The organism is Streptomyces sp. NPDC001493, assembly GCF_053597235.1.
In genome coordinates, this window is sequence record NZ_JBSFHV010000001.1 from 187523 (window position 1) to 205744 (window position 18222).

13 protein-coding genes are annotated in these 18222 nt (G+C 71.4%); 7 read left to right on the forward strand and 6 right to left on the reverse strand.

What is annotated here, in order from left to right:
- Nucleotides 1-11: 11 nt before the first annotated feature.
- The 3 genes from ACWCWD_RS00765 to rhaI all read right to left on the reverse strand — a co-directional run bounded on the left by ACWCWD_RS00765 (nt 12) and on the right by rhaI (nt 4931).
- Nucleotides 12-1511 carry a rhamnulokinase gene (locus ACWCWD_RS00765; RefSeq protein ID WP_450769117.1) on the reverse strand — a complete coding sequence of 500 codons (1500 nt, stop codon included), beginning with the start codon at nt 1509-1511 and terminating at the stop codon, nt 12-14.
- A 134-nt stretch (nt 1512-1645) separates the two neighbouring features.
- On the reverse strand, nt 1646-3691 hold the full coding sequence (locus ACWCWD_RS00770) for a bifunctional aldolase/short-chain dehydrogenase (protein WP_450769118.1): 2046 nt from the start codon (nt 3689-3691) through the stop codon (nt 1646-1648).
- A 73-nt stretch (nt 3692-3764) separates the two neighbouring features.
- Nucleotides 3765-4931: an L-rhamnose isomerase gene (gene rhaI / locus ACWCWD_RS00775; RefSeq protein ID WP_450769120.1), complete on the reverse strand. Its 1167-nt coding sequence runs from the start codon at nt 4929-4931 to the stop codon at nt 3765-3767.
- Between the two features lie 353 nt (nt 4932-5284).
- On the opposite strand from rhaI, the gene ACWCWD_RS00780 reads away from it, so the two are divergent.
- The 6 genes from ACWCWD_RS00780 (at nt 5285) to ACWCWD_RS00805 (ending at nt 11608) form a co-directional block, all read left to right on the forward strand.
- Nucleotides 5285-6814, forward strand: coding sequence for a sugar ABC transporter ATP-binding protein (locus ACWCWD_RS00780; protein ID WP_450769121.1), 1530 nt, complete (start codon nt 5285-5287; stop codon nt 6812-6814).
- A gap of 2 nt (nt 6815-6816) precedes the next feature.
- The gene (locus tag ACWCWD_RS00785) at nt 6817-7866 is read left to right on the forward strand and encodes an ABC transporter permease (protein WP_450769656.1); all 1050 of its coding nucleotides are present in this window, start codon (nt 6817-6819) and stop codon (nt 7864-7866) included.
- Entirely contained in the window at nt 7859-8896 is a 1038-nt protein-coding gene (locus ACWCWD_RS00790) for an ABC transporter permease (RefSeq protein WP_450769123.1), read from the forward strand. The genes ACWCWD_RS00785 and ACWCWD_RS00790 overlap by 8 nt, the downstream gene beginning before the upstream one ends.
- A gap of 131 nt (nt 8897-9027) precedes the next feature.
- Nucleotides 9028-10116 (forward strand): rhamnose ABC transporter substrate-binding protein, encoded by a 1089-nt coding sequence (rhaS, locus tag ACWCWD_RS00795; protein WP_450769125.1) that lies wholly within the window; start codon nt 9028-9030, stop codon nt 10114-10116.
- 71 nt (nt 10117-10187) lie between these two features.
- Nucleotides 10188-10508: an L-rhamnose mutarotase gene (locus ACWCWD_RS00800; protein WP_450769126.1), complete on the forward strand. Its 321-nt coding sequence runs from the start codon at nt 10188-10190 to the stop codon at nt 10506-10508.
- A 71-nt stretch (nt 10509-10579) separates the two neighbouring features.
- Nucleotides 10580-11608, forward strand: coding sequence for a LacI family DNA-binding transcriptional regulator (locus tag ACWCWD_RS00805; protein WP_450769128.1), 1029 nt, complete (start codon nt 10580-10582; stop codon nt 11606-11608).
- A 159-nt stretch (nt 11609-11767) separates the two neighbouring features.
- Here ACWCWD_RS00805 and ACWCWD_RS00810 read toward each other — a convergent pair whose 3' ends face one another.
- The 3 genes from ACWCWD_RS00810 to ACWCWD_RS00820 form a co-directional block, all read right to left on the reverse strand.
- Nucleotides 11768-12406, reverse strand: coding sequence for a DUF998 domain-containing protein (locus ACWCWD_RS00810; RefSeq protein ID WP_450769130.1), 639 nt, complete (start codon nt 12404-12406; stop codon nt 11768-11770).
- A gap of 218 nt (nt 12407-12624) precedes the next feature.
- Entirely contained in the window at nt 12625-14487 is a 1863-nt protein-coding gene (locus tag ACWCWD_RS00815; RefSeq protein WP_450769132.1) for an ABC transporter ATP-binding protein, read from the reverse strand.
- A gap of 587 nt (nt 14488-15074) precedes the next feature.
- Complete coding sequence (locus ACWCWD_RS00820) at nt 15075-16937, reverse strand: ABC transporter ATP-binding protein (protein WP_450769658.1); 1863 nt, start codon at nt 16935-16937, stop codon at nt 15075-15077.
- A 697-nt stretch (nt 16938-17634) separates the two neighbouring features.
- Here ACWCWD_RS00820 and ACWCWD_RS00825 point away from each other — a divergent pair.
- On the forward strand, nt 17635-18138 hold the full coding sequence (locus tag ACWCWD_RS00825; RefSeq protein ID WP_450769133.1) for a DUF2690 domain-containing protein: 504 nt from the start codon (nt 17635-17637) through the stop codon (nt 18136-18138).
- Nucleotides 18139-18222: the final 84 nt, after the last annotated feature.

Here is an 18222-nt window from a genome sequence, read left to right on the forward strand (position 1 = left end):
GGGACGAGGGGTCACACGCCGGCGCCGCCGCCGTCCAGCCGGGCGGCGGCCGCGTCCCAGGCGGCCGCGTCGCCCCGGGGGCGGTAGTGCCGCAGATGCTGGGTGGCGGCGACGAGGCGGCGCATCGACGCGAGGTCTCCGACGAGTCCGGCGGACCTGGCCTGGACGAGGATGTTGCCGAGCGCGGTGGCCTCGGTGGGCCCGGCGACGACGGGAAGTCCGGTGGCGTCGGCGGTGAGCTGGCAGAGCAGGTCGTTGCGCGAGCCCCCGCCGACGAGGTGGACACGGGTGAGGTCGCGGCCGGCCAGCTCGGCGGCCTGACGCAGCGTACGCCGGTGGGCCAGCGCGAGGCTCTCCAGGATGCAGCGGACCAGCGGCCCCTGGCCGTCGGGGACGGGCTGGCCGGTGCGGCGGCAGTACTCCTGGATACGGCCGGGCATGTCGCCGGGGGCCATGAACGCGGGGGCGTCCGGGTCGATGAGCGAGGCGAACGGCGTCGCGCGGGCGGCCTCGGCGAGCAGGGTGGGGATGTGCGTGGGCAGCCCCTGCTGCTCCCAGGTGCGCCGGCACTCCTCGAACAGCCACATGCCCATGATGTTCCGCAGATAGCGGATGGTGCCGTCGATACCGCGCTCGTTGGTGAAGTTGGCGGCCCGGGACGCCTCCGTCAGTACCGGCGCGTCGAGTTCGAGGCCCGCGAGCGACCAGGTGCCGCAGGAGATGTACGCGAAGTCCGGCCCGGTGGCCGGGACGGCGGCGACGGCGGACGCGGTGTCGTGCGAGGCGACGGTGGTCACCGGGGTACGCGGGTCCAGACCGGTGTACGCGGCGACATGCGGCAGGAGCGTGCCGGCCGGGTCGCCGGGCGCCCGCAGCACGGGCAGCAGAGCGGGGTCGATCCCGAGCGGTTCGAGGATGTCCTCGGACCAGCCGCCGGTGCGGGCGTCGAGGAGCCCGGTGGTGGAGGCGTTGGTCTCCTCGGCGCCCACGGAGCCGGTCAGCCAGTGGACGAGCAGGTCGGGCACGAGGAGCAGCGTGCGCGCGGCCCCCAGCTGGGCGCTCCCGGCGGCGGAGGCGAGCTGGAACACGGTGTTGAACGGCAGGTGCTGGAGCCCCGTGATCCGGTACAGCTCCTCGGGCCCGACCGTGGCCCACACCCGCTCTGCCACACCGTCGGTGCGGGTGTCCCGGTAGTGGTGGGGCGAGCCGAGGAGGGCGCCGTCCGCGTCGAGGAGCCCGTAGTCCACGGCCCAGGTGTCCACGCCGATGGAGCTGATGCCGCCGGACCTGGCCGCCTCGCGCAGCCCGTCGAGCACGCCCTGGAAGAGGGCGAGGACGTCCCAGCGCAGTCCGTCCGGCAGATGCACCGGAGTGTTGGGGAAGCGGTGCACCTCGGTGAGGTCGAGATTGTCCGGGCCGACCCGGCCCAGGATCACCCGTCCGCTGGTGGCGCCGAGGTCGACCGCGGCGAACGCGGAACGGAAGGCCGAGGAGGGCGGTGTCGTGGTCACGGGAATTGCCTCCGCGGCGAACGGCTGATCGTGGATCAGGTGAGCGAGGGGAAACGAGCAGGAAGCGTGTGGGGAGCAGGGGACGGATGCCGGGGATGTCCGGCCGGAGCCCGGCGGACACCCCCGGCCGCTCGTCAGCGCAGGAAAGCCGCTGCCACTCCCGCGTCGACCGGGACGTGGAGCCCGGTGGTGTGGGTGAGGTCGCCGCCGGTGAGCGCGAAGACCGCGTTGGCGACGTGCTCGGGAAGCACCTCGCGCTTGAGGAGGGTGCGCTGGGCGTAGAACTCGCCGAGCTTCTCCTCCTCGATGCCGTAGGTCGCGGCACGCTGGGCGCCCCAGCCCGCGGCGAAGATGCCCGAGCCCCGGACGACCCCGTCGGGGTTGACGCCGTTGACGCGGATGCCGTGTTCGCCGAGTTCGGCCGCGAGCAGCCGGACCTGGTGGGCCTGGTCCGCCTTGGTGGCGGAGTAGGCGATGTTGTTCGGTCCGGCGAAGACGGCGTTCTTGGAAGCGATGTACACGATGTCGCCGCCGAGCCCTTGCGCGGTCATCACCCGGGCGGCTTCGCGCGAGACGAGGAACGAGCCGCGGGCCATGATGTCGTGCTGGAGGTCCCAGTCCTTGGCCGTGGTCTCCAGGAGCGGCTTGGAGATGGAGATCCCGGCGTTGTTGACGACCAGGTCCACGCCGCCGAAGGCGAGCGCGGCGGCCTTGAACGCCTCGGTGATCTCCTCCTCGGAGGTGACGTTCACCGTGACGGCGACCGCCTTGTCGGGGCCGCCCAGTTCCTCGGCGACGGCCGCGGCGGTCTCCGCGTTCAGGTCGGCGACGACGACGCAGGCGCCCTCGGCGACGAGACGGTGCGCGACGGCCTTGCCGATGCCGCTGCCGGCACCCGTGACGAGCGCGACCCGGGTGGCGAGCGGCTTCGGCTTCGGCATCCGCTGGAGCTTGGCCTCCTCCAGCGCCCAGTACTCGATGCGGAACTTCTCCGACTCCTCGATGGGGGCGTAGGTGGAGACCGCCTCGGCGCCGCGCATCACGTTGACGGCGTTGAGATAGAACTCCCCGGCCACCCGGGCGGTCTGCTTGTCCTTCCCGAAGGAGAACATGCCGACGCCCGGCACCAGCACGATCGCCGGGTCGGCACCGCGCAGGGCGGGGGAGTCGGCGGTGGCGTGCCGGTCGTAGTAGGCGCGGTACTCCGCCCGGTACTCCTGGTGCAGTTCCTTCAGCCGTGCGACCGCCTCGTCCAGCGGGGCGTCGGCCGGCAGGTCCAGGACCAGCGGGCGCACCTTGGTACGGAGGAAGTGGTCGGGGCAGGAGGTGCCGAATGCGGCGAGCCGGGGGTGTTCGGCCCGGGACACGAAGTCCAGTACGGCCCCGGTGTCGTCGAAGTGGCCGACCTGCGGGCGGTCCTGGGAGGCCAGGCCGCGGATCACCGGGGCCAGGGCGGCGGCGCGCTCCCGGCGCTCGGCCTCGGGCAGCGGCTCGTACCCGGGGAGTACCGGGCCGAAGGGTTCGGCCTTGCCCTTGCGCGCGAGGTACTCCTCGGCGGTGCGGATGATGAAGAGCGAGTTGGCCTCGCACTCCTCGGAGGTGTCGCCCCAGGCGGTGATGCCGTGGCCGCCGAGGATACAGCCGACGGCCCGCGGGTTCGCTTCCTTGATCGCGGCGATGTCCAGTCCGAGCTGGAAACCGGGGCGGCGCCAGGGCACCCAGACGACCTTGTCGCCGAAGCAGTCGGCGGTCAGCTTTTCGCCGTCCGAGGCGCAGGCCAGGGCGATGCCCGAGTCCGGGTGGAGGTGGTCCACGTGCGCGGCGTCGACCAGGCCGTGCATGGCGGTGTCGATGGAGGGGGCCGCACCGCCCCTGCCGTGCAGGCAGTAGTCGAAGGCGGCGACCATCTCGTCCTCGCGCTCGACCCCCGGGTAGACGTCCTTGAGGGAGAGCAGCCGGTCCAGCCGGAGCGCGGCCAGGCCGGATTCGGTGAGGGTGCCGAGGTCGCCGCCGGACCCCTTGACCCAGAGGAGTTCGACGTCGGCGCCGGTCGCCGGGTCGGTCCCGGTGCCCTTCGCGGAGGTGTTGCCGCCCGCGTAGTTGGTGTTGCGCGGGTCGGAGCCGAGACGGCGGGAACGTGCGATCAGCGCGGCGGCCGTGGTGTGGATGGCGGAGGCCATGGCAGGAATCCTTCGGGATCTGGGGGTGCGGGACAGCGGGAGGGGTTGGTCGGACACGGCCTTGCGGCGTGTGTCAGGCTCCCCAGCCGGCCTGATCGCCGCCGACGCGGTCGGCCGCGACCTTCTCCTGCCAGCCGGACGTGCGGTAGGCGGCGACCGGGTCGGGTGCGAGGCCCTGCTCCTCACGGAGTTCGCGCAGGAGGGGGCGTACATCGGTGTTGTAGGCGTCCATCAGTACCTCGTTGGAGCCGAGTACGTCCCCGGCGCGCTGGGCGGCGGTCAGCGCGTCCGTGTCGACGAGCAGGGCCTTGGCCGTCGCCTCCTGGACGTTCGTCACCGAGCGGATGACGGCCGGGATCTTCGCCTCGATGTTGTGGCACTGGTCGAGCATGAAGTTGACGTTGGTCTCGGGATCCAGCCCGCCGTTCTTGACCACCTCGTGCATGATCCGGAAGAGCTGGAAGGGGTCCGCCGAGCCGACCATCAGATCGTCATCGGCGTAGAAGCGGGAGTTGAAGTCGAAGGCGCCGAGCTTCCTCTCGCGCAGCAGCGTCGCGACGATGAACTCGATGTTGGTGCCCGGGGCGTGGTGCCCGGTGTCCACGACGACCTGCGCCTTCGGTCCCAGCTTGAGGCAGTGCGCGTACGCGGTGCCCCAGTCGGGAACGTCCGTCGTGTAGAAGGCGGGCTCGAAGAACTTGTACTCCAGCAGCAGCCGCTGGTCGTCGCCGAGGCGTTCGTACACCGCGGCCAGCGACTCGGCCAGCCGGTCCTGACGGCCCGCGATGTCGTCCTGGCCGGGGTAGTTGGTGCCGTCCGCGAACCAGAGCTTCAGATCCTTCGAGCCGGTCGCGTCCATGATGTCGACGCACTCCAGCAGATGGCCCAGGGCCTTGGCGCGGACCTTCGCGTCCGGGTGGCAGACGCTGCCGAGCTTGTAGTCGTCGTCCTGGAAGGTGTTGGAGTTGATCGCACCCAGCTCCAGGCCGCGCTCCTCGGCGTACGCGGCCAGGGCGCCGAAGTCGTCGACCCGGTCCCACGGAATGTGCAGGGACACCACGGGCGCGATCCCGGTGAACTCGTGGACCTTCGCCGCGTCGTCGAGCTTCTCGTACGGGTTCCGGGGCACGCCGGCCTGCGCGAACACCTTGAAACGCGTACCTGAGTTGCCGTAGCCCCAGGACGGTGTCTCGATCCGCTGGCTGGTGAGTGCGGCCTTCACTGCGGCGATGTCAGGCATGTCCACCTCGGGATGTGCGGGCGGCCCGAGCAGCAGCCGCCGGGAAGAATGCAATGAATCGATTCATTGTGTGGGAGAAGTTAGTCGCCCGCGTGAGGGTCGTCAAGAGTTCCGGCGAGGTGGCCGGCGCGTTACCGGATCGTGTCTTCGCTCTGGCCGCAACTGCCTCGCTGCTCCCGCATGCGCAGTGCAGGCCCGAGGGTTGGTGGAGCCACCGACTGTGCGGGATGTTTCGTGGTGTTCGGCGCGGAACACCCCTTGACGTGTTCGACGGGGCGGGGCTAGCTTCCCGGCAACTCCACTGAAACATTTCATGTCGGGCCTGCCGTCCGACACAAGCACGGGAGAAATCCATGACGCACCCCGAACCGGAGACGACTCCGGTGCTCGCACTGGAGGGGGTGAGCAAGTCCTTCGGTGCCGTCCGGGCCCTGCGTGGCGTGTCGCTGCGGCTGTACGCCGGAGAGGCGCACGCCCTCGCCGGCGAGAACGGCGCCGGAAAGTCGACCCTGATCAAGGCACTCGCCGGCGTGCACCGCCCCGACGCGGGCACCGTCCTGCTGGACGGCGAGCCCGTCGAGTTCCACGGTCCGGCCGACGCCCGCGACGCGGGAGTCGCGGTGATCTATCAGGAGCCGACTCTCTTCCCGGACCTGTCCGTCGCGGAGAACATCTTCGTGGGCCGCCAGCCCCGCCGCTCCCTCGGCCGGGTCGACCACCGTGCGGTCAAGCAGGCGGCGGCCGACCTCTTCGCCCGCCTCGGCGTCGACCTCGACCCCGACCAGCCGGCCCGCGGCCTCTCCATCGCCGACCAGCAACTGGTCGAGATCGCCAAGGCGTTGTCCTTCGACGCCCGCGTCCTGATCATGGACGAACCGACCGCCGCGCTCACCGGCAGCGAGGTCGCCCGGCTGTTCGGCGTCGTAGGGGCGCTCCGCGCGCAGGGCGCCGCGGTGCTGTTCATCTCGCACCGCCTCGAAGAGATCTTCGCGCTCTGCCAGCGTGTCACGACCCTTCGCGACGGCGCCTGGATCTCCAGCGAACCGCTCGACGGTCTGAGCGAGGACGACCTGGTCCGCCGCATGGTCGGCCGCGATCTGGACGAGCTCTACCCGAAGCAGGTCACCGAGATCGGCGAAGTCGCCCTCAGCGTGCGTCGGCTGACCCGCGAAGGCGTCTTCACCGATGTCTCCTTCGACGTGCGCCGCGGCGAGATCGTCGGCCTCGCGGGACTGGTCGGCGCCGGACGCAGCGAGGTGGCCCGCGCCGTGTTCGGCGTCGACCGCTTCGACGGCGGCGAGGTCGAGGTCCTCGGCAAGAAGCTGAACCCCGGAGCCCCGAGCCTGGCGATGGCCGCCGGCCTCGCCCTCGTACCCGAGGACCGCCGGGCCCAGGGCCTGGTGATGGACATGTCCATCGAACGCAACATCGGCCTCACCGGCTTCGCCGAGACCACCCGCGCCGGACTGATGAACCGCGGCGCCGAACGCGACCGGGCGGTCGACTGGGCGGTCAAGCTCCAGGTCAAGTACGCCCGCCTCGCCGACGTCGTCGGGACCCTCTCCGGCGGCAACCAGCAGAAGGTCGTCCTCGCCAAGTGGCTGGCGACCCGCCCGCAGGTGCTGATCGTGGACGAACCCACCCGGGGCATCGACGTCGGCACCAAGGCCGAGGTGCACCGGCTGCTCTCCTCCCTGGCGGCCGAGGGCGTGGCGGTGCTGATGATCTCCTCCGACCTCCCGGAGATCCTCGGCATGGCCGACCGGGTGCTGGTGATGCACGAAGGACGGCTGACCGCCGAGATCCCCCGGTCCGAGGCGACCGAGGAGACCGTGATGGCGGCGGCGACCGGCCGCGCCGCCCGAGGAAGGAACGCGGCATGACCATGGCTGCAGAGCCGGTGCGGCACGAGCCCGCACCCCAGTCCGTCGCCTCGCGACGACTTGTCGACAAGGTGTTCAAGGCCCGCGAACTGGCCGTCGCCCTCGTCCTCGTCGTGATGCTCGGCGTTACCCAGCTGACCAACACCGAGTTCCTGTCCGAACAGGGCATCAAGGACCTGATGCTGAACGCGACCATCCTGGTCCTCGTCGCGGTCGGCCAGGCGGTGGTGGTCATCACCCGCAACGTGGACCTCTCCGTCGGTTCGGTCCTCGGCATCTCCGCCTTCGGTGCGGGCCTCTACCTCCAGGACGGCGGCAGCCCCCTGATCGCGGTCCTGATCGCGATCGCCCTCGGCGTGCTCTTCGGCGTCCTCAACGGCGCCCTGGTCAGCCTCGGCAAGGTGCCCGCACTCGTCGTCACCCTCGGCACCCTCTACATCGTCCGCGGCATCGACTCCATCTGGGTCGGCTCCCGCCAGATCACCGCCGACGCCCTGCCCGACGGCTTCGTCGGCTTCGGGCACGACGGGATCTGGGTGCTGCCCTACCTCGCCCTGCTCGCCGTCGTCGTGCTGGTCGCGGTCGCCTACTACCTGCGCAGCTACCACAGCGGACGCGACCTCTACGCGCTCGGCTCCAGCCCCGAGGCCGCCCGGCTCGCCGGCATCCCGGTCCGGGCCCGGATCATGACGGCGTACGTGCTCTGCGGCGCGCTCGCCGGACTCGCCGGCGCGCTCTACCTCGCCCGCTTCGGCAACGTCGACTCCGCCACCGGCAACGGGTACGAACTCACCGTCGTCAGCGCCGTCGTCGTCGGCGGCGTCGCCTTCACCGGGGGATCCGGCACGGTCTACGGAGCCGCCCTCGGCGCCCTCCTGCTCACCTCCATCAACAGCGTGCTCCCGGCCATCGGCGTCAGCTCCGTCTGGGTCACCGCGATCAACGGCATCCTGCTGCTGCTCGCGATCGCCGCAGACCGCATCCTGGCCCTGCGGGTAGCCGCCGGGCTGCGCAAGAAGGCCGCACAGATGAGGAGCGCCCGCCATGTCTGACACCATCAAGAACGCCTCGGCCCAGCCCCCGGCCCTCGCCCGCCTCGGCCAGGCGGTCCGCTGGGACACCGCGGTCGGTGCGCTGCTGCTGACCCTGCTGATCTGTTCGTTCTCGTTCGTCGACAACTTCGGCAACGCGCTGAACCTGTCGTTCCTCATCGGCAACACCCTGCCGATCGCGCTCATCGCCCTGCCCATGACCATGCTGGTCGTCTCCGGCGAGGTCGACCTCTCCGTCGGCTCCACCGCGGGTCTCTCGGGGGCCGTGATGGGGGCGCTCTGGAACAACGGCATGGCGATCGAGACGATCATCCCGCTCTGCCTGGTGCTCGGCGTCGTCTGCGGCCTGGTCAACGGACTGCTCGTCACCCGGCTCGGACTGCCCTCGCTCGCCGTGACCATCGGCACCATGGCGGCCTACCGGGGCATCGCGCAGATCATCCTCGGCTCCGACTCGGTCACCGACTTCCCCACCCAGTACCTCGACTTCGGCGCCGGCCGGATCGGCGACACCTTCGTCCCGTACGCCGCCATCCCCTTCGTCGTCCTCCTCGTCGTGGCCGTACTCGTCCTGCACGCCACACCGGTCGGCCGCTCGCTCTTCGCCACCGGCTCCAGCGAGGACGCGGCCCGGTTCGCCGGCATCCGCGTCAAGCGCCTCAAGCTCTCGATGTTCGTGACCACCGGCGTGATCTCCTCGCTCACCGGCGTGTTCTGGGCCCTGCACTACGCCAGCGCCCGCTACGACAACGCCACCGGGCTCGAACTCTCCGTCATCGCCGCCGTGCTGCTCGGCGGCATCGACTTCGACGGCGGCAAGGGCACGCTCGGCGGCGCCATCGCCGGTGTGCTGCTGCTCGGCACCCTGCAGAACGTCATGAGCCTGGTCAACGTCTCCGCCCAGTCCCAGATCGTCGTCACCGGCGTCCTGCTGGTGATCTCCGTCCTGGCTCCCCGGGTCGGCCGCCAGGTCGCCCAGGCGCGGGCCCGCAGGAGAACGGCCGCCACGCCCGCGCCCGGCACCTCCTGACCCTCCCGCACCTCACCCACGCACGTCCATACGCCCTCGCCGTCCCGGGCGTACTCAGCCCTGCGCACCCCGTCACCGTCGGGCAACCGCCCGGCATCCCCTGCCGCTCGCGGCAGCGAAAGGAAACCGCCATGTTCTCCGCCACCGCCAGAAGCGTCCGGCTGACCGCCGCCCTCGCCACCGCCGCCGCCCTCGCCCTCGGCGCCGCCGCCTGCTCGGGCACCACCAAGGACTCCGCGAGCAAGGAGGCCGGCCCGGCCGCCGCCACCGGCAAGGCCGACCCCAACAGCGCCACCAAGAAGGGCCTCACGGTCGCCTTCCTGCCCAAGCAGGTCAACAACCCCTACTTCACCACCTCGGACAACGGCGGCAAGAAGGCCCTGGAAGAGCTCGGCTCCACGTACAAGGAGGTCGGCACCAGCAGCGGCACCGACACCTCCGGCCAGGTGAGCTACGTCAACACCCTCACCCAGCAGCAGGTCAACGCCATCGCCGTGTCCGCCCAGGACCCGGGCGCCCTGTGCACCTCCCTCAAGCAGGCCATGAAGAACGGCGTCAGCGTCGTCACGTACGACTCCGACACGCAGGCCGACTGCCGCCAGGTCTTCGTCTCCCAGGCCAGCGCCGAGGACCTCGGCCGCACCCAGATCCAGCTGCTGGCGAAGCAGATCGGCGGCAAGGGCGAGATCGCGATCCTCTCGGCGGCCCAGACGGCCACCAACCAGAACACCTGGATCGACTTCATGAAGGACGAGCTGAAGAAGCCGGAGTACAAGGACATCAAGCTCGTCAAGACCGCCTACGGCGACGACGACGCGCAGAAGTCCTTCCAGCAGACCCAGGGCCTCCTCCAGGAGCACCCGAACCTCAAGGGCATCGTCTCGCCCACCACCGTCGGCATCAAGGCCGCCGCCCAGTACCTGTCCGGCTCCAAGTACAAGGGCAAGGTCAAGCTGACCGGCCTGGGCACGCCCAACGACATGCGCGCGTACGTCAAGAACGGCACCGTCGACGGCTTCGAGCTGTGGGACCCGGCGAAGCTCGGCGCTCTCGCCGCCCACACGGCCGTCGCCCTGCAGTCGGGGCAGATCACCGGCGCGGAGGGCGAGACCTTCAAGGCCGGCGACCTCGGGTCGTTCACCATCGGCAAGGACGGCGTCGTCTCGCTCGGCGCGCCGACCGTCTTCACCAAGGACAACATCGACCAGTTCCAGTTCTGATCCCCGCACCGACCGTGGGGCCGCGACCGTCCGTCGGGGCGGCCCCACCCCCGTCCGAGAAAGGCGTCACCGTGCAGCGCGTCTGCTTCCTGCTGAAGGTCCGGGCCGAGCGGATCGAGGAGTACCGCCGCCGGCACCAGCCCGTCTGGGCCGAGATGCGGGCCGCTCTCACCGGGGCGGGCTGGCACAACTACTCGCTCTTCCTGCGCGAGGACGGGCTGCTGGTCGGCTACCTGGAGACCCCCGACTTCGAGAAGGCCCGCGCCGCCATGGACGCCACCGAGGTGAACGCCCGCTGGCAGGCGGAGATGGCGGACTTCTTCGAGGCACTTGACGGACAGGCACCCGACGCGGCCATGCGGCCGCTCACGGAGGTCTTCCACCTCGTCTGAGGACCGGGTGGCCCTCCCGGCGGGACACCGCCAGGAGGGGAGAACGCGAAACGAAGGATCGGGTGGGACCGGTGGCGGCAGCCGCAAGAGCGGTGAGCATCAAGGACGTGGCACGCGAGGCGGGCGTCTCGGTGGGCACCGTCTCCAACGTGATCAACCAGCCGGAACGCGTGTCCGAGGAGACCCGGAAGCACGTGAAACGGGTCATCGCGGACCTGGGATACGTACGCAGCGAGCACGCCCGGCAACTCCGGGCCGGCCGAAGCCGCATCATGGCGCTGCTCGTCCTCGACATGGGCAACCCCTTCTTCGTCGACATCGCCCGGGGAGCCGAACGCGCGGCCCGGGCCGCCGGCCTGGGGGTCATGGTCTGCAACAGCGACCAGAACCCGAAGGACGAGGCGGATTACCTCGGCCTCTTCGCCGAACAGCGCGTCCGCGGAGTGCTGGTGACTCCGGCCGACTCCGACGGAAGCAACCTCCGGGAGTTCCGGCGCCACGGCATCCCCTTCGTCCTCGTGGACCGCGTGGCCGGGGACGACGACGGCTGCTCCGTCTCCGTCGACGACGTCGCGGGCGGCGCCCTGGCGGTCCGTCACCTGACGGCGGCGGGACACCGGTCCCTCGCCTACGTCAGCGGGCCGGACCACCTGAACCAGGTACGGGACCGGCGCACCGGAGCCCTCGCCGCGCTCGCCGAGGCCGGCCTCCCTCCCGAGGCGATGCGGGAGGTCCCCGCCGCGCGTCTCGACGTCGCGGCGGGACGCGACGCCGGAGCCCGGCTGCTGGGCCTCGCCCAGCGTCCCACCGGTGTCTTCTGCGCCAACGACCTGCTGGCGCTGGGGGTGCTGCAGTCCCTGTACACGGCCGGGGTCCGGGTCCCCGAAGACCTGGCGATCGTCGGGTACGACGACATCGAGTTCGCCGCGGCGGCGACGGTCCCGCTCACCTCGGTGCGCCAGCCCGCACTGACCATCGGCGCGCGGGCCACCGAGCTGCTGCTCCGGGAGTCGGCCGAGGAGGCCTTCGCCCACCGGCACGAACACGTCGTCCTCCAACCGGAGTTGGTCGTGCGTCAGTCGACCCTCATCCCGCGCTGACCAGGGGCGGAGCGGGCGGAGCGGGCGGAGCGGGCGTTGCCGGGTCGGCGCGGGGAGCCGGACACGGCCCGGGGCCGTGCCCCGCCGCACGTTGAATCGATTCACCCTCTGTTCGGGCGGAGGGGTTCCGGACACCCGCGGCGACCGCCGCGCCCCAGGTCAACGGCCGGGCTCCTGGCCGCCGATCCGCCGGGCGCAGGAGAGGACCACGACCAGGGGCCAGAACGACTGGACGAACGTGATGACACGCTCGGCCGCCCCCGCGATGTCGAGTACGAAGAGGGCGAGCAGGAACCACCCCCCGCCCAGCCACATCAAGGTGGTCGCACCCACGGAGGGACCGGGCCGCAGGCCCCACGGCACGGTTCCTCCGGAGACCGGGACCAGCCGGCCCGGCGGGCGCTGCGCCTCCCGTCGCGCCGCCAGTACCGGCCACAGCGCCAGCAGCGAGAACCCCACCGTCACCACGACCCCGTGCGCGAAGGATCCGCCGCTGACCGGTGCGGGGAAGAACGCCAGCAGCATCGCGGAGAGCCCGCCGCCCGCCAGGGCCAGCCGGCCGAAGGGCGCGGCGGGCCGCAGCCCGCAGGCGGTGACCACATGGCAGACGCCCAGCGCGACCAGGGCCGTCGTCATCACCCAGTACCCGCGCGTCCCGTCGGCGGCGAGGATGCTGATGGTGGTCGAGGCAGGGTCGTAACGGGGTCCCTCCAGCTCCGCCGAGACCGACCAGCCGCCGACGAGCAGGATCGGGGCGCACACCGAGGAGAAGAGGACCCACCAGGGGACATATCGCATCGGTGAACGGTAGAACGCGCACGGTCCGCGACTCCCGCTGTACACGCAGGCGGCAGCGGTGATCAGCCGGGCGGAGGCCCGGCGGCCGTGCCCGATCCCGGGCGGATCGGGCGGTCCGGGGGCAGCGGCCGTGCCCGATTCCGGGCGGATCGGGCGGTCCGGGGGCGGCGCCGGTAACAGGCAGCCGTCCCCGCCCGACGGGAATGGTCGGACACCGCCTAAGCCTCCACGGCGGCTCCGGCGAGGGATTCCCCGGTGGCTTCCGCGCCCGGTTCCGTGACGGCGGACTCGTCGAGGAACCCACCGGACTGGTGCTGCCACAGCTTGGCGTAGGCGCCTTCCGCGGTCAGCAGCTGCTGGTGCGTGCCCTGTTCGACGATCCGGCCCCGGTCGAGGACCACCAGCCGGTCCATGGTGGCGACGGTGCTCAGGCGGTGTGCCACCACAAGAGCGGTCCGTCCCTCCATGAGCCGCCACAGGGCGTCCTGCACCAGGATCTCGCTCTCCGAGTCCAGCGCGCTGGTCGCCTCGTCGAGCAGCAGGATCGGCGCGTCGCGGAGGATCGCCCGGGCGAGAGCGACCCGCTGGCGCTGGCCGCCCGAGAGCTTCACCCCGCGCTCGCCCACCATGGTGTCGAAACCGTCCGGAAGCGCGTCCGCGAACTCCGTGACGTGCGCCGCCTCGGCCGCCACGCGGATCTCGGCCTCGGTGGCGCCGGGCCGGGCGAAGGCGATGTTCTCCCGCAGCGTGCGGTGGAACATCGCCGGGTCCTGCGGGACGTACGCGATCCTGCTGCGCAGGTCGGCCCGGCGCAGCTTGCTGATGTCCTGACCGCCGATCAGGATGCGGCCCCCTTCGATGTCCGCCATGCGCAGCAGGAGCCGGGTGAGCGTGGTCTTGCCGCCGCCGGACCGGCCGACGAGACCGATCTTCGTCCCTCCGGCGACGTCCAGGTCGAGGCCGTCGAAGAGCGGCTTCCCGCCCGAGTGGGCGAAGGTCACCTTCTCGAAGCGGACGTCCGATCCGTCGTTCCGCAGCGGTTCGGGGGACGGGGGGTCGAGGACGGTCGGTGGTTCCATCAGCAGTTCGGTGAACTGTGCGGCCTCCGTCATCGAGCTCTCCAGACGGCGGTAGATCTGGTTGAACTCGAACATGATCCGGGTGGCGTTGGCGTAGTAGGTGAAGGCGACGATGATCGCCTCCACCCCGAGGTCCCCGCCCGCGAGAGTGATGGCGAGCATCAGGCCCACCACGTTGGTCAGTACGGAGAGCGGCGCCACCAGGGTGTCGATGCGCAGGTTGCCGTAGTCCCACGAACGCACCATGAGACGGCGCAACTCGCCGACCCGGGAGCGGTGTTCGGCGGCCTCGCGGTCCTCGGCGGCGAAGGACTGGACCGTCTCCATGTTCGTCAGGCTGTCGGCGACGTGGCCCGACACCCGGGCGATCGCCTGCTCGCGTTCGGCGACGATCGCCTGACGGCGCCGGATCAGGGGCGTCACGATCAGCGCGGTGAGCGCGATGAGCGTCAGAAGCCCGACCACCAGCAGCGGGTCGTAACTCCACAGCACCACCGAGGCGAACGCCAGCGGCACGAGGTTTCCCATGATGGAGAACGTCAGCGTGTCGACGAACTCCTCGAAGCGGGTGGCGAAACTCAGGACCCGCTTGGTCAGCGATCCGGCGAAGTTGTCGTGGAAGAACGCGGAGTCCTTGACGAAGATCTCATCCATACCGGTGACGTAGAGGCGTGCGATGCCCCGGCCTTCGACCCGGTTCAGGCAGTGGAGTCCGATCCGCCACAGCGTCTCCGAGAACAGCAGGACCCCGGCGAACCCGAGGACGTACGGCAGCATCGGGCCGACGCCGACGTCGCCCCCGTCCTTCCCCGCCACGTGGCCCACGAGCTTGGCGACGATCAGCGGGGCGATGTAGTAGAGGCCGATGTTGCCCAGAGCCGGCAGCAGCAGGGCCGGTGCGGCCACCCGTCGCAGCCGGGAGAGCTCCCGGGTGTAGTAGCGGAGGGCGAGGAGTACCGAGCCCTTGCTCGGTAGGCCTTCGCCCGAATTGTTTGATCCCATCGCGACCCGTTTCGTCCTGTGGTGAATGAGCAGAGCGGAGTCTCCCGCAGCCGTCGTCACCGGGTCCAAGGGTTTTTGTCCAGTTCTGTCGCCTGAAGCGGGTCCGTGGAGCGAACCTGCGGACACCACGGGGGCTGGTTTCCGCACCCGGTGTGCCGCCCGCCCGCCGGGTCGACGACGGCGCCCGTCCGGTGTGCCGCCCAGGATGGGGCGCCCCTCGGCCGCCGAGGGGCACCGGGTTGTACGGCCGGCACCGGGATCACCTGCCGGTGGCGCCGACTCCGTTTGGCCGGAGCCCGTTTGTGGCCGAAATGCGGTCGGTGGCGGCCACCTCCGGCGTGTCGGTCGCAGCGGACCGGTGCCGAGCGCGGTCGTGGCGTACGCCCCCGCCCCGTCACACGAACGAGTGACGGGGCGGGGGGAGGGCCGTCCGCGCGCCGGGGCAGGCCGGGTCGGGGACGCGCCGGGGGTGCCGGGACGCGTCGGGGCGGACCTCGACGGCGTCGAGCCGGTGCCCTCCGGTGCCATGTTCCGCGGCGGAGGGGCTCAGCCGCACCGGCGGGGGATTCCGGCACCGGACCCGGGGCTCACACGCCTGTACCGCTCTTCTCGCCGTCCGCCTCCGAGGTGACCTGGTAGGAGAGCAACTGCTGGAACAGGCCGGGCTGTCCGGCCAGTTCGGAGTACGTACCCTCCTGGACGATCCGGCCCTCGTCGAGCACCACGATCCGGTCGGCCACGGCCACGTTGGTGATGCGGTGGGTGACCAGCAGCACCACCCGGTCCCGGGCGAGGTCCCGCAGCCGCTGGAAGATCCGGTACTCGGCCCGGGGGTCGAGGTTCGCGGTCGGCTCGTCGAGGACCAGCAGCCCGGCCTCGCGGAAGAAGGCCCGGGCGAGGGCGATGCGCTGCCACTGGCCGCCGCTCAGCTCCTCCCCGTTGAGCCACTCGCGGGCGAGGAGGGTGTCCAGGCCCGCGCCGAGTCTGTCGACGACCTCGTCGGCGCCGGCGGCCTCGCACGCCTCGCGCACCGCCGCGTCGCCCCGTGCGGTGGGCTGCCCCTGATTCACGTTCTCCCGCACCGTCAGCGGCCAGTGCGCGTAGTCCTGTGGCACCAGGGCGACCTGCTGCCACAGCGCCTGGGGATCGGCGTCGTCGGTGGGGGTACCGTCCCACAGCACCTGTCCGTCGGTCGGCAGATACAACCCGCTGACCAGCTTCGACAGCGTCGACTTCCCCGATCCGTTGAACCCGACCAGTGCGGTGACCTCGCCGCGCCGCAGGGTGAGGGAGACCCCGGACAGCGCGTCGCGGTCCTTGCCCGCGTAGCGGTGGGTGACCGAGGAGATCTCGATCGTCTTCGGCGGTTCCGGGCGGTGGGAGCCCCGGCGCATGCGGTAGCCGCCCGCCTTGTCCAGGAAGCCGCTCCAGTCGTCCATGTACAGACCCGTGCGTACGGCACGCGCGCCGACGGCCACCAGGCCGCGTACCGACTGGCCCACGGTCTGCAGGGCGAAGACGGCCGTTCCGGCGTGCCCCACGGTGATGTGGCCCGCGGTCAGCAGCCAGCCGACCGCCGCCCACACGACCGCCGATCCGAGCCCGCCGCACACCGCGCCGACCAGGGACATACGGGCGCCCTGGTCGGCCGCCGCCCGGTCCTCGCGGTTGATCCGGGCGACCGTGTGGCGGTAGCGGCCTGAGAGGAAGCCGCCCATGGTGCCGGCCCGGATCTGATCGGCGGCGTCCTTGGTGTAGATGTGCCAGCGCAGCACCGACAGCATCCGCTGGTCGCCGTTGCTGCGGAGGTTGGCGAGGTAACGCACGCGGGCGGCGCTGACCTGGGCCAGGGCCTGGGGGAGGCTCGCCGCGACGAGGAGCGGCAGCAGGATCCAGTGCACCCCGGCCAGGACGATCGCCCCGGCGAGGAAGCTGGCGGCCGAGGCGATGAGGTCCTGGCCCTCGTCGATCAGGTCGCCGGTGACCTGCGCCCCCCGGTCGGCTGCCTCGCGGTCGCGGTTGAAGTCGGGTTCGTCGTAGGCGCGGAGCTCCACCTCGGCGCACCCGGTGAGCAGCATCTGTTCCGCCTCGCGCGACATGAGCGGGCCGAGGCGCGAGGACAGCCAGGCGACGGTGATCCCCAGGAGGGCGCGGGCCCCCGCCGTACCGGCCAGCAGGACGACGGACGGCCACGCCTCGACGAGCCTGTCGTAGACGTCCCCGCCGGTGAGCAGCGCGGTGAGGGTGCCGCTGATGGCGACCAGGCCGAGGGCCTGGAGCACTCCGGCGGCGGCCTGGCAGAGCAGGAGGCCCGTGGTCGCCCGCCGGTCCACCCGCCAGGCGAGGGCCAGCGAGCGGCGCACCAGCTGGGGGAGGCGTCTGGCCATGTCGCGCATCCGGATGGAGCGCCCGGCCGCCTCGCGGCTGCCGGTGAGGTCGACGTACCGCATCTGCGGTTCCTCGGCGACCGCCGTGCTCGCGGGGGCGTCGGCCGCCGGGGGCGGTGGTGCGGTAGGGGCCCGGTGGGTGGTACGCGGCCCCGGGACGCCGTCGTTCGACGCGTCGGCAGACTCGCTCATGCGGCCCACCTCGTGTCCACGCGTACGGAACCGGGGGCGGTGCGGTGCGCCCCCGTGCCGGGAAGCTGTCCGGGGGCGGCGGGCGGGGTGTGCTCGAAAGCCGAGGGCAGTGGGTGGCGATGCCGTGCGAGGGTCATGGGAGTCCCCTTCGGTGGTCGTCCGGCCGGGTTCGTGTCGAAAGTCCCGCCCGCCCTCCGGGCGGACGGCGCCACGTTCGACACACGCCCTAACGACAGGGGTGGAACTTCGAACGCGTGTATTTCGGTCGAGCCCGGTTCCCGGGGCGCGGGGGTGGTACGAGCGTGCCGGTTACATCCACCCGTACGCGGCAAGGGGCCTTGTGCGGAGCGGAGTTGGCCGAAACGCCGAGGACGTGCCGCGTGCGCGCGGGTGCGGGGGCGGGGCCCGGCCGGGACGGGGGCGCGGCGAACGGAAACCGGTGCGGTGACCCGTACGGGCTGTTCGCCCCAGTTCTGGCATACGGCCTGAAAAGCCCTTTCCCGCCGTGCGGGGTTCGCTGTTGTCTGGCTCGAACCAAAACGGGCACCGCCTACCGAATCGAGGGTCCATGGGAAGAACCGGACAGCGCGCCCTGGTCGTATCCGCGCTCGTCATGAGCGCCGCCCTGCTGACGGCCACGCAGGCCACCGCGGCGCCGTACGACCCCTACACAGGGTCGAATCCGTACACCACCGGATGCGCGGCCGACGCGATCACCATCGGCACACGTCAGATAAGAAGCCCGCAGGCCGTGTTCGGCACCATGGAGGTGCGCTACTCGCCGAGCTGCCAGACCAACTGGGTGCGGGCCGTCATGACCGCCACGAGCAGCGCGAACACGGTCACCAAGGGAATCCGGCGCTTCTCCAGCCAGCCGGACGGGCAGGGCGGCTGGCTCGGGTTCTACGAGAACTACGAGTACGACCCGGCCGCCGGAAGCTCGTTCGGCATGCAGGTCTTCGCTCCGGGAGCCACCTGCATCACGGTGATGGCCGTCGTCCGCGACGCCGCGGGACAACCTCTCGCCTCCACGGGGACGGACGCGAACAACGCCTGGGAGGTGTTCTGCTGAGCTCGTGGTTCGCGGGGACCGGCGACGTCGTGCGCGGCCCGCGCCTGCCGGTCCGTCCGCCGGGCCGTGTGTCGCCCAGCCCTT